The organism is Streptomyces sp. NPDC002698 (genome assembly GCF_042888945.1).
Taxonomy (GTDB): domain Bacteria; phylum Actinomycetota; class Actinomycetes; order Streptomycetales; family Streptomycetaceae; genus Streptomyces.
Genome location: NZ_JBIAQM010000015.1, coordinates 18,192 through 30,708, shown reverse-complemented (window position 1 = coordinate 30,708; position 12,517 = coordinate 18,192). Strand labels below are relative to the sequence as shown.

At 74.0% G+C, this 12,517-nt stretch carries 8 protein-coding genes; 3 read left to right on the top strand and 5 right to left on the bottom strand.

Annotated features, from left to right (window positions below; genetic code table 11):
* Positions 1-170: 170 nt before the first annotated feature.
* Both ACFYW9_RS21795 and ACFYW9_RS21790 read right to left on the bottom strand, forming a co-directional pair.
* Positions 171-1,133: an NAD(P)H-dependent flavin oxidoreductase gene (locus ACFYW9_RS21795; RefSeq protein ID WP_389152721.1), complete on the bottom strand. Its 963-nt coding sequence runs from the start codon at positions 1,131-1,133 to the stop codon at positions 171-173.
* 165 nt (positions 1,134-1,298) lie between these two features.
* Entirely contained in the window at positions 1,299-1,931 is a 633-nt protein-coding gene (locus ACFYW9_RS21790; protein WP_351863336.1) for a TOPRIM nucleotidyl transferase/hydrolase domain-containing protein, read from the bottom strand.
* A 270-nt stretch (positions 1,932-2,201) separates the two neighbouring features.
* On the opposite strand from ACFYW9_RS21790, the gene ACFYW9_RS21785 reads away from it, so the two are divergent.
* The 3 genes from ACFYW9_RS21785 to ACFYW9_RS21775 all read left to right on the top strand — a co-directional run bounded on the left by ACFYW9_RS21785 (position 2,202) and on the right by ACFYW9_RS21775 (position 5,529).
* Positions 2,202-3,428, top strand: coding sequence for a PP2C family protein-serine/threonine phosphatase (locus ACFYW9_RS21785; protein ID WP_389152717.1), 1,227 nt, complete (start codon positions 2,202-2,204; stop codon positions 3,426-3,428).
* Positions 3,429-3,541: 113 nt separating this feature from the next.
* Complete coding sequence (locus ACFYW9_RS21780; protein WP_389153079.1) at positions 3,542-5,083, top strand: CHASE3 domain-containing protein; 1,542 nt, start codon at positions 3,542-3,544, stop codon at positions 5,081-5,083.
* Positions 5,080-5,529: a response regulator gene (locus ACFYW9_RS21775; RefSeq protein ID WP_103552443.1), complete on the top strand. Its 450-nt coding sequence runs from the start codon at positions 5,080-5,082 to the stop codon at positions 5,527-5,529. Before ACFYW9_RS21780 ends, ACFYW9_RS21775 begins: the two co-directional genes overlap by 4 nt.
* Here ACFYW9_RS21775 and ACFYW9_RS21770 read toward each other — a convergent pair whose 3' ends face one another.
* The 3 genes from ACFYW9_RS21770 to ACFYW9_RS21760 are packed head-to-tail and all read right to left on the bottom strand — an operon-like array spanning position 5,530 to position 12,382.
* A complete protein-coding gene (locus ACFYW9_RS21770) occupies positions 5,530-7,587 on the bottom strand; it encodes a hypothetical protein (protein WP_389152713.1) in 2,058 nt (685 codons plus the stop codon).
* A complete protein-coding gene (locus tag ACFYW9_RS21765) occupies positions 7,584-11,225 on the bottom strand; it encodes a DUF5682 family protein (protein WP_389152710.1) in 3,642 nt (1,213 codons plus the stop codon). The genes ACFYW9_RS21770 and ACFYW9_RS21765 overlap by 4 nt, the downstream gene beginning before the upstream one ends.
* A complete protein-coding gene (locus ACFYW9_RS21760; RefSeq protein ID WP_389152707.1) occupies positions 11,222-12,382 on the bottom strand; it encodes an AAA family ATPase in 1,161 nt (386 codons plus the stop codon). Before ACFYW9_RS21760 ends, ACFYW9_RS21765 begins: the two co-directional genes overlap by 4 nt.
* Positions 12,383-12,517 lie beyond the last annotated feature (135 nt).

Genomic DNA, 12,517 nt, shown 5'->3' with positions numbered 1-12,517 from the left:
GGAGGTCGACGGGGGTCGGAGGGGCGGGCCCGAACGGTTTCCCGGGCAATGGTGACATTCCGTCAGGGCGACTTCCCGTCTTTCGCGAAGTCGTGCTCGGTGTGGTGCGTGAGGAGGCCGAGGCTTCCCGGCAGTGATGGCGGACCGTCAGGTCCCGGAGCGGCGCTCCGTCAGCCGCGTCCCGCTCGGGCCAGGGCCTGTCCGGCCTCGGATGCCAGGGCGGCGACAAGCTCGGCCGCGGGTGGCAGGTCGGTCACGAGGTCGATGCCCTCGCCCGCCCAGACCGGCTGTGCGGGCACGTTCCCGCTCGCCACATCGGCCTGATAGGCACGGTGTGCCGCCGCGGGATCCGCCGCGAGTTCTGTCTCCCGGCCCCGCCACCGGTCGAGGTACGGGTGGCCCAGGGTGCGGGCCGTGTACTTCGAAGGCCATCGGGAACTCCGCGCGATGTCGAGGATGCGGTTTCGCTCCGTGTCCTGTCCACGTCCGTCCACGAGTGCCTTGGCCGTCGCGGGATCGACGAGGGACTCCGCCGTGGCCTGGAAGCGGGTGCCGATGACCGCCCCGGCGGCGCCCAGGGCCAGGACGGCCGCGACACCCCGGCCGTCCGCGATCCCGCCGGCCGCCAGCACCGGCACGCCCTCGGCCATGTCCACGACGACGGGTACGAAGGGGAGCGTCGACCGCCCGTGCCGGCCGCCGTGCCCGCCGCTCTCGGTGCCCTGCGCCACGATGACGTCGGCCCCGAGTTCCACGGCCTGTCCGGCTTCGTCGAGATCGGTGACCTGGATGATCACGGCCGCGCCGGCCTCGCGGACCCGTTCGGTGTACGGGCTCGGATCGCCGAAGGAGAACATCACGGCCGCCGGGCCGTACTCCAGCGTCTGCTCGATCACGGCCGCGCCGGCCGCCCAGGTCTGGAACCCCACGCCCCACGGCTTCCCGGCCCCCGCCACGATCGGCAGCTCACGCGCCAGCCAGTCCGGATCTCCCCCGCCGGCGCCGAGCAGGCCGAGTCCGCCCCCGCGCGAGACGGCCGCCGCCAGCTCGCCGCCGGCCGATCCGCCCATGGGAGCCAGGGCGATGGGGTGCTCGACACCGAACAACGTCGTGAACGCGGTCGACAAGGCCATGACGGCAATCATCGCCCGTTCGCCGGATCATGCCTACAGCGTGGGCGATTCCGTGACCCCGGACCGGCATCGAGGTGACCGGACATCGAGGTGACCCGGACATCGATGTGACCGAGCCGATGACAAGAAGGGGGCCTTTGAGCCGTCCGGAGCCGTCCGGAGCGCTCACACCGCGGCGAGCAGGTCGTCGAGCGGAGCGGGTACGTGGTCGGGGGAGAGGGCCTCGACGAGGACCCGGCCGTAGTGGATCTTGCGGCCCTTCTTCGTCCCGAAAAATCGCCTCAACTGCCGCTGGGAGGAACGGCCGTGCTGTGCCGGCTGACGAACGAAGGTCCTCAGGGCGCGCAGATCACCCTCCGCCCGGACGAGCTCCTCCACCCGGGACACGCCCAGCGCGCGGATGAGCTCGTCCTCCAGATCCGCCGCGCAGACGAAGAACTCCTGTCGCCTCGCCGTGTTCCCCGCCGGACCGTCCTGCTCCAAGGCGCGGGCGTAGTAGCCCCGTTCCGCCTCGTCGCACAGTCCCGTGAGACGCAGGCCCAGACCCGAGGGGCCGAGGAGGCGGGCGAAGCGCCCCACGCTCATGGCACCGTTCATCGCCAGGACACAGACCCCTTCGGCCTCCAGATCCCGGCCGCGGCTCGCGGCGAGCGCGTCGACCGCCGCGAGATCGCTCGGCCCTTCGAGCAGAACGACCGTCCTCACGGACAGCCGCGCGGCCAGCTCGCGCGCGAGGTCACCGGGGCCACCGGCCGCCCAGGCGGTGACTGACTCCCGGAACGCCCCCATGTCGGTCATGCGCCGAGTCTGAGCCCTCTCGTCCGGCACGGCAATGGAATTCCGTCGCGGCGACGGCCAACGGGGCGGATACGCCGGAAGCGGACCGAAACGTACGCGGCTCCGGCCACCCTCCCGGAGCGAGATCGTTCATCGTCGCCGACGCCGGCCCGGACGCGGCGTCGCGAACAGAAGTCCTGTCCGCGTACGCCGACGCGAGCGTGAGTATGCTCGCTGAGTTGTCCGTCATGAAGCGGCGGAGTGGTGGCGGGTGTGGGGGTTCATTCAATGATGACGTCGCAGCCCGGGGCTGCCGGCGTGGCTTCGCCCGAGCTGGATCGCGCCGCGGCCTGGGGGACGGAAGAGCCGTCGGTGCTGCTGGTCGAGGACGACCCGGGCGACGCGCTGCTCGTGGAGGAGATGGTCGCCGACAGCGCACTCGGTATGCGTCTGCGCTGGGTGCGCTCGATGGCCGAGGCCTGCGACGTGCTCGCGTCCGAGGTCCCCGACTGCGTGCTGCTCGACCTGCACCTCCCGGACGCGCAGGGCCTGGAAGCGGTGTCGAGAGTGCGCGAGAGCGCCGAACACGTCGCCGTCGTGGTCCTGACCGGACTCGCCGAGGAGGGAACCGGTCTGGCGGCCGTGGCCGCCGGCGCGCAGGACTACCTGGTCAAGGGCCGGGTCGAACCGGAGCTGTTCGGACGGGCGGTCCGCTACGCGATCCAGCGCAAACAGGCCGAGCGCGACGCCGTGGCGTTGCAGGCCAGCCAGATGCAGGCCCAGGAGAACGCCCGCCTGGAACGGGGGCTGCTACCGCGCCCCCTGCTGCGCGGCGACGGTGTGGAGGTCGTGACCCGGTACCGGCCCGGCCGCGCGCACGCGCTGCTGGGCGGGGACTTCTACGACATCGTGCAGAGCGCCGACGGCACCGTGCACGCCCTGATCGGTGACGTCTCGGGACACGGTCCGGACGAGGCCGCCCTCGGGGTCGCGCTGCGCATCGCCTGGCGCACCCTCGTGCTCAGCGGCGTCACCGGTGCCGACCAGGTGGGCCGGCTCGAGGAGATCCTCATGGCCGAGCGGGCCAGGAACGGGGTCTTCGCCACCCTGGTCGTCCTCAGCGTGGGCCCCGGCCGGCGACGCGTCCGGATGGTGCGGGCGGGCCATCACGGCGTGCTGATGTGCGGGACCGGCGGCGTCGAGTGGGTGGAGGTCCCGGGCGGCCCGGCGCTCGGCATCATCCCGGGCGGGGCACGCTGGCCCGTCGAGGAACTGGAGCTCCCCGAGGGCGCGGCGATGGTGCTGTTCACCGACGGCCTCTTCGAGGGGCGTGTGGGCCGCGGCACGGAGCGGCTGGGCGAGGAGGGACTGCTGGCGATGGCCCGTGAACTGGACGGTCTGCCCCCGGCCGCGTTCGTCGACGGACTCATCGACCGGGCCGAGGCACTGGCCGAGACGCAGGGTGGCCTGGCCGACGACGTCGCCGTGCTCTATCTGCGCTGGGGCCGACGGGTGTGATGAACGTGCGGGAGAACAGTGACTTCGAGGACGGGACACGGAACGTGGCCGGCGGGCGGTGGGCCGGACGACGGCTGACGGTACAGGGCTGGATCAGGCTGGTGCTGGCGCTCATGGCGCTGCTGGTGGTCGTGGGCGCGGGGGTCGGCGCGGGGCTGCTCCAGCGGACGGCCTCGGTCACCGACCACCTGCTCGTGGACGTCGAACCCGCGCAGACCGATGCGTACCGGCTCCAGGCGGCCCTGGTGAACCAGGAGACGGGGATCCGCGGGTACGCCATCGCGGCCGACCGCCGGTTCCTGGAGCCGTATGCGCAGGGCCGGAAGGACGAGGCCCACGCCGTCGCCCGGATGCGCGCCCTCATCGGTGACCGCCCCGGACTGCTCCGCGAACTGGAGACGGTCGAGAAGCGGGCGGCCGACTGGCGGCGCACCTACGCCGAACCCCTCGTGGACGGCATCACACCGGGCGAGCCCCGCACGATCGACTCCGCGACCGCGGAACGCGGCAAGAAGAGCTTCGACCGTATCCGCGGCGCGTCGGCCGAGCAGATCGCCGGACTGGCGACGGCGGTCGAGGAGGGCCAAGACCAGTTGGAGTCCTCGCGGAAGGTCCGCGACGCGGTGCTCATCGCCATGGTCGTCGTGTTCCTGCTGACCGGTGTGGTGCTGACGATCCTGATCCGCTTCCTGGTGACACGCCCGCTGGACGACCTGCGGATCGCCACACGCCGGGTGGCACAGGGCGACTTCGACCATGTCATCACCGGTGGCGGGCCCGTCGACCTCACCGCCGTGGCGGGCGACGTCGAGAACATGCGCCAGCGGATCGTCGCCGAGCTGGGTTCCTCCCGGGAGCAGCGGGAGATCCTGACCCGGCAGACCGCCGACCTGGACGCGCAGGCCGTGGAGCTCCGCCGCTCCAACGCCGAACTCGAACAGTTCGCCTACGTGGCCTCCCACGACCTCCAGGAACCCCTGCGCAAGGTGGCCTCGTTCTGCCAACTGCTGGAGAAGCGCTACGGCGACCAACTGGACGACCGCGCACGGCAGTACATCGACTTCGCCGTGGACGGCGCCAAACGCATGCAGGTCCTCATCAACGACCTGCTCACCTTCTCCCGCGTGGGCCGTGTCAACGACGCCCGCCTTCCCGTCGACCTGGACCAGGCGCTCAGCAAGGCACTGGCCAATCTGGAGAGTTCGGTCACCGACAGCGGCGCGCGCATCGACCGGCCGGACGAACTGCCCCAGGTCGTAGGGGATCCGACCCTGGCCACGATGCTCTGGCAGAACCTGGTCGGCAACGCCGTCAAGTTCCGCCGCCCCGACCGCCCGCCACACATCAGCATCACCTGTGAGCGGGACCCGGAGGACTTTGGCGCCTGGCGCTTCTGTGTCACCGACAACGGAATCGGCATCCCCGGCGAGTTCGAGGACAAGGTCTTCGTCATCTTCCAGCGGCTGCACAGCCGCGATGCCTACGGTGGAACCGGTATCGGCCTCGCGCTGTGCAAGAAGATCGTCGAACACCAAGGCGGCCGCATCTGGATCGACACGGCCCACACCGACGGCACGCGTTTCTGCTTCACCATCCCGTCCACCGACACGGCGGACACCGTTCACGACAGCACCGAGAACAGGGCCCTGATATGACGACTCCCGCCGGCACCCCCATCGACGTCCTCCTCGTCGAGGACGACCCGGGCGACGAGCTGATGACCCGGGAGGCGTTCGAGGACAACAAGATAGGCAACACCCTGCACGTGGTCCGCGACGGCGAGGAGGCACTCGACTTCCTCTACCGGCGCGCCGCCCACGCCGACGCACCACGGCCCGACCTGATCCTCCTCGACCTCAACCTGCCCAAGTACGACGGCCGCCAGGTCCTGGAGAAGATCAAGTCGGACCCGGCCCTGTCCCACATCCCGGTCGTCGTCCTCACCACCTCGGCCGCGGAGGAGGACATCCTGCGCAGCTACAAACTGCACGCCAACGCCTATGTCACCAAGCCGGTCGATCTGGACCAGTTCATCGCGGCCGTCCGCCAGATCGACGACTTCTTCGTCCAGGTGGTGCGCCTGCCACGGCAGAACGGCTGATCAGGAACCGGCGGCCCCCGGCTGCCAGGTGGCCCGCACCAAGGCCCGTTCGACGCCCGCCAGATAGACGGCCGCGGCGAGCCAGGCCCGTGCGTAGCGGTCCGGGTCGGACCCACCGGTGCGGCCGAAGACGTCACGGGTGCGCCGGTCTGCCTCCGCCGTGAGACCGGCCGCCAGGTCCGCCGCCGTAGGGAAACCACCCCGTCGCAAGGCCGCGCAGTCCCCGCGCGGATCGCCGTCGCGCGCGGGTTCCGCGACCGCCCTGCGGCCGCCCGACACGGCGACCTCGACCAGCCGCCGCAGCCGCCACAGCGGCGCCTGCGCCAGCGGGTCCGGCGCTTCCTCGCCCCGGCCGTCCACGGCGGGCACGGTGGTGGCCCCCAGGACATCCGCCGGCGGGAAGTGCGCGCCCTCCAGCCGGTTGTAGCCCAGGTCGGCGTGGCCCTGCCACTCCCCGGGCAGCCGCAGTGTCGCCTCGGTCCCCGGCAGCGGGGCGACGGCCAGCGGGCGGAGCGTGGCGGCACGCTCCGGGTCCAGACGGCCGATGACCCGCAGCCGCAGCCCCGGCCGGGAAGCGAGCCGACGGAAGTTGGCCGTGTGGGCGAGGCCGGGGTGGCCGTTGGCCGGGACCAGCCGCATCAGGACGCCCTCGGTGCCCGGCCGTCCGGGGGGCAGCTCCCGGGCGATCAAGTGATCCCCGGCCGCCCCGACGAGGACGAGGTCGCAGCCGACCAGCTCGCGCGCGGCCTGCTCGGTGCGCTCCGGGTCGGCGTCGGGCGCCACGGTCAACCGCTCGGCGACAGCTTCGGCGAGCGGACGGGTGAACAGCGCGGCGAGCGGACCCGAGGCCCACGACCCACCGGTGAGCGGAGTCGCCCGTACCCCCTTGCCGGAGCCGAGGCGGCCGTCCTCGGACACCGTCGCGCCGGAGATCAGCATCCCCCCACGGGCGAGCTGGGCGTGATCGAGGTTTCCCGAGCCGAGCGCCACGGTCGCGGTGGCCGCGCCCTGGGCACGAGCCGGTCCACCGGGCTTGACGTCGGCGACCGAGAACCAGCGTCCGTCGTCGGAGACGACATGGGTGACGACCCCGCTGTACCCGGTGGCGGCGATCACCGGCTCGCTGCAGACCCCGTGGACCCGCAGGCCGCCGCCCGGCCGGTAGGCGCGGCGGGCGGTGCCGATCAGCGCCGGCCCTGGGGTTCCGGCGCCCAACAGGGCCGTGGTGAGGAGCAGTTCCCGTACCTGCGCGACGAGGTCGGCCAGCCGGTGGCCGTCATCGCGGGCACGCGCGCCACGCAGTCCTCGTACGACCCGCAGCGCGGCTGCCTCGGCGCGGTGCAGCCCGGCGAGCCGGGCCGTGTGCGCGGCCCGCAGCAACCCGGCCTGGGGGACCGCGCCCGCGGCGGGCACCCCGGCGGCGAGCAGCGCGGCGGCCGCCGTCCACAGGTCGGACGCGGCGGCCAGCTGGGCCTCGGTGAGGGAGACGGCCTCCCCGGGCTCGGTGACGGCCCCTGTGCCGACGGCCTCCGCGGCGTGCGACGCGATGGCAGCGGCGGCGGGCGACGGCGCGGGAGCAGCGGTGTGCCCCACCCCGGGAACTGCGCTGGGCGATGCCCCGGGAACGGCGAGGGGTGCCGCCCCGGGAACGGCGGCGGGCGGGGCGACGGGAACCCCGGTGGTCGTAGCGCCGAGGGCCGTGTCGGCGACCGTCTCGAAGCCCTCCCGCGGCGCGCTGTCGTCCGCGGTCCCCGCTTCGGCGTCCGTATCGGCCAGCGGGCAGGCGCCGAGGACGGCGGCCCTGTGCAGGCACCGGGGGGCGAGCAGACAACTGCACACCACCTGACCCGCGTCCGTGACGGCTCCGGACGCGCCCGGGGTGAGAGCGACCTCCGCGTCCTCACCGCACCGCACGCGCCGGACCGTGCCGTCGGCGAGGACCGGCAGGGCCGCGTACGACACGATCGCGGCGTCCAGCTTCTTGCGCAGCCTGCTCGTCAGGCCCTCCACGGCGGAGGCGACCACATCGGGCGCCACCGGGGGCAGTTCGGCGTTCATCGGGTATCTCCGCGGAGACGGTCGCCCACCCAGCGGGCGAGGGCGAGGGGACTGAGCGCGGCGACGGGCATGCCGGCCGCGACGAGTTGCTGCGCGACGGGCACCGAGTAGCGCGGGGTGCCGGTGTCGTCCAGGGCGGCGCATCCCATCAGATGCACCCCGGAGCTCGCCAGGGCCCGTACCTCACCGAGGAGGCCGCCCAGCGGGTAGCCCTCCTCGAAGTCGCTCACCACGACCACGAGCGTCCGGCTGGGCACCGTGACCAGGGAACGGGCGTGGCTGAGCCCGGCCGCGATGTGGGTGCCGCCGCCGACCCGTACCTCCAGGAGCAGCGAGAGCGGGTCGTCGACCCGGTCCGTCAGGTCGATCACGTCCGTCGAGAACGCGAGGAAGTGTGTGGACAGGGTGGGGACGCCGCCCAGGACGGCCGCCGTCAGGGCCGACCAGATGACGGAGGCCTCCATCGACCCGGACACGTCGACCACGAGGATCAGGCGCCAGTCGGCCTCCTTGCGCGAGCGGGTGCTGAACACCGGCCGCTCCGGCACCACCACGGTTCGTCCGTCGTCCGTGCGGCGTGCGTGGGCGAGGTTCGCCCGCAGGGTGCGGGGCAGGTCGAGCCGGCCGCCGGGCCGCCTGGTGGGGCGAGGTGTCGCCAGCCCGGTGAGGGCCGGGCGCATCCGGGTCGCGAGTTCCTTGGCCAGTTCATCGACCAGACGCCGTACGAGGGGGCGCAGGCCGGCCAGTTGCTTCTCGGGCATCCCGCCCGCGAGGGACAGCACCGAGGTCAGCAGATCGACCGACGGGCGGACCGCGGCGGGGTCGAGTTCGGCCAGTACGTCGCTGCGGCCCTGGTCGGCGGCGCGGGCCAGCACCTCCTCCCGGACCTGTGCTCCGAACAGCGCCTCCAGTTCCTCGGCCCAGTCGCGGGCCGTGGGGAAGGACGCCTCACGGCCACCGCCCTGGCCCGGGGGAACGCCCTCCCGGCCGAGGTCGGCGGAGCCTTCACCGCGGCCGGTGCCGTACAGCTCGTCGAGCGCGTGCGCGTAGCGGCGGGCGTGCTGCGGGAGCTTGTCGGTCTCCCGGCCGAGCAGCAGCCGCCAGCGGTCGGTGGGAGTGATCCGGAGCGCGGCGGACGGTGCGGTGCCGGCGGCTGTGGCCGCCGAGTGCGCCGGTGCGGAGGGTGCGGACGCGGGACGTCCGGCCGCCTCGGGCCGGCCGGGGACCGCGCGGATCCCGGGGTCCCCCGCTTGAGCGGCGTCCGTACCCGTGGGCAGGTCCAGCGCGCGCAGGGCCGCGCGCCCCGCGGCGTCCGCGGCCGTCCACAGCGCCAGGAGTCGCGGCGAGGCGGTGAGCGACAGGTCGAGTCGGTCACCGAGCCGCTCGGTGACCGTGTGCAGGAGCCGGTCGCGGCCTGCGGGGGTGAGCGTGTCGAAGCCCGCGCGCAGGGCGGGCAGCCGGTCGAGGAAGTCCTGGTCGGTGAGGGTGTCGACGCGGTCGAGAAGCGGGTCGAGTGCCGTCGGTGCCGACTGGAGGAGCGCGGCCGCGCCGCCGAGCAGCCCGCCGAGACGGCGGCCAAGGGCATGCCGCGCCTCAGGGCCGGTGGCCGTGTCGATCCAGCCCGCTGTACGCGCGCCGAGGACGGTGGCGTCGTCGAGGTCGAGCAGCACCCGGGCGGCCAGCGCGGCGCCCTGGACGAGTGGTGAGCCGGTGCGGGCGAGGGTGCCGAGGGCGTCGTCCATCCGCAGTCCGAGGCGGTGTTCACCGGCCCGTGAGGCCAGTTCGACGAGTGCGGCCGTGTCCTCCGGCCGGTCGCTGCCCGCCAGTCCGGGCAGGGTGCGGACCGCCGACTCCAGCAGATCGGTGGCCAGTCCGGCGGCGGCCTGCCGGGTGTCCGGGCCGGTGCCGGGCAGATGGCCGCGGCACAGAGCCTCCAGCAGATCGAGTGCGGCCAGGAGCTCGGGCAGGGTGGCCGTCGCGGGGAACAGCGCGGCGGCGTCGGCGAGCCGCTCCGACACCAGCGAGGGCAGATCGCAGCGGGCGGCGGCGCCGAGTGCCGCGAGGACATGGGCGCAGGTGGGCCCGCCGTCCGCGGACTCCCTGCGGAAGGTCTCCCGCAGGGTGCCCTCGGCGGCCAGGGCAGGGGTCACGCCCCGCATCCCGGCCAGGTCCAGCCGTACGGGGACGGCCGGTGTCCATGACACCCGCCAGCGGGTCGTCAGCGCGGCCGCGTCGCCCGTACCGGCCACCGCCACGGTCTCGCCGTAGCCCGCGCCGCACACGGCGAGGCGCTGGAGCAGGACTTCGCGGCGGCCGTCGAGGGCGGAGCGGAGCGGATCGAGCCGCACCTCGCGCGCCGCGTGGTCGTCGGGGCCGGGCAGCCGCAGCGCGGCGACCTCCGCCTCCACGTAGGGGCCGAGCCCGGAACGGGGTGTGCCCGGTGCGATCCGGCCCCGCTCGGTGCCGACCAGGACCACTTCGAGCGCCCGCGCGAGGGCCCGGCCGCGTCCGAGCGGTTCGCCCTGGCCCATCACGCTCGTCAGCGCCTCGACGACCTCGCCCCGCCCGGGTGCCGCGAGTCCGCGCACGCGCGCGAGGTCGCCCGCCATCCGCAGGGTCTCGGCGGCCTCGCCCGTTCCGGCGGGGTGCCCGGCCGCTCGCAGTTCCCGGCACACGTCGGTGACCGCTCGGGCGGCCGCGTCCCGCACCCGCTCGGGGTCGCCGCCGGCCCGGAACACCGCCTGCTGCCAGCGCGGGTCCCGGATGCCGGCCGGATAGCCGGAGCGGGAGTCCAGCAGATCGAAGGCGTAGGGGACGAGGGAGGTGACGACCTCCGGATCCTTCGTTCCGGCAGTGCGGTCGAGCGGCGCCGCCCCCTCGTCGGCGACACCCGGACCCGTGCCGGGCGCGGCGGCGGTCGCCGTCAGCGCCGGGGCGTGGAACGCGCCGACGACGGCCGCGACCCGGCGCCCGTCATCGGCGGCGCGGGCGATCGTCTCGCGCATGTGGGCCTCACGGGCCAGGTCCAGCACCGGTGCGCCGCCCGAGGCCTCGGCGTCGCTGCGCAGTGCCCAGCCGACACCGAGCGCGGCGCGGCGGATCGCCTCGGGGGTGGATCCCGGGGCGAGGACCTCCACACAGCGGTCCCACAGATCGTCGCCGTCACGGCCGGTCCCGGACGCGGCGAGAGCGTTCCCGAAGGAGACGGACGCACCCACCGGCGCCTCCTCGGCGACCGCGGTCCGGGTGTCACCCGACGGGAGGGGACCCTCCGCGGTCCACAGGGGATCGGACATCGGCAGGTCGCAGCACACGACGTCCGCCCCGCGGTCCCGTGCCCAGCGGACCGCGGCCAGCTCGGGGGAGAAGTCGGCGAACGGATAGAAGCCGAGCCGGCCGTTCCCACCCGCCCCGGCGAGCGCGACCGGCGCGACGGTGCCGGGCGCGGCCAGATGGGGCAGCCACGCCTGGAAGTCTGCGGGCAGTTCCACGCACACGACCTCCGCCCCGCACGCGTCGAGCAGGGCGGGCACCGCGGCGGCGAGCGCCGGGCTGTGGTGCCGTACGCCCAGCAGGTACGGAGCCTCGGAGCCGGCGAGGGCGGTGACGGCCGCCCGTGGATCCTGGGGGTACGTCACCGGAGGTTCTCCCGCAGGTCCCAGAGCCGACGCCACACCGCGGAACCGTCCTCGGCGCGGCGGCGCACCGGACCGTCCCAGTAGCCGAGCAGCCGCGCGTGGTCGGCGGGGTCGTCCTTGCGGACGACGCCCAGCAGGTGACCGGGGACCAGGTCGAGGGTGTCGGCCCCGGGAAGGTAGGCGGCGGCCACTCCGAGGGAGACCGCGACCTGCACCGCCTCGGCCGTCGACATGACCGTGCCGGGCCGCTCCACGTCCCAGCCCTCCACGGACCGGCCGGCCCGGAGGTCACGGAAGACGGTGACCAGCACGTCCAGGACCGCGTCGTCGACGCCGAAGGCGGCACCGGCCCGCTCGACGGCCGCGACCGCCTGCCGCCGTACGAGCGCGGTCTCGGCCTCGACGTCGGCGATCGGGTGCACGGTCTCGAAGTTGAAGCGGCGCTTGAGCGCGGCGGACATCTCCGAGACACCGCGGTCGCGGAGGTTGGCGGTGGCGATGACGGTGAACCCGGGGGTGGCCGCGACCTGGGCGTCCTCGGTGCCGGCCAGTTCGGGCACGCTCATCCGCCGGTCGGACAGGATCGACACCAGGGCGTCCTGGACCTCGGGAAGACAGCGCGTGATCTCCTCGACGCGGGCCACCTGCCCGGCGCGCATGGCGGCCAGCACCGGGGAGTCGACCAGCGCCGTCGGCGTCGGCCCCTGGGCGAGCAGCAGGGCGTAGTTCCACCCGTAGCGCAAGGCGTCCTCGGTGGTGCCCGCGGTGCCCTGGACGGTCAGCGCGCTGGTGCCGCAGACGGCCGCGGACAGCAGCTCGGAGAGCATGGACTTGGCCGTGCCCGGCTCACCGACCAGCAGGAGTCCGCGCTCTCCGGCGAGGGTGACGACACACCGCTCCACCAGGGCACGTTCGCCGACGAACTTGGGGGTGACGACGAGCTTGTCGGGCAGCGTGTCGTGGCGCCCGGGCAGTACGAGGGGCTCGCCGCCGCTGCCGCACACGAAGGTGATGACGGCGCGCGGTGTCAGCCGCCAGCCCGGTGGGCGGGGGCCCGTGTCGTGGGCGGCGAGGAAGGCGAGTTCGGTGGCGTGGCGCTCCTCGGCGGGCAGCGTCTGCCGTGCCGGAAGGGCCGTGGCCGTGTCGGTCGGGGTCATGCGTGTTCCTTGCTCGGTAGGTACGTGTGTGGTGAGCGGTTCGGTGAATACGTGTGTGGTGAGTGGCCTGGTCAATACGTGTGTGGTGCGTGGCGGAAGGCGCCGGGGCCCGGGCGGTCGCCAGGCCCCGGCGGT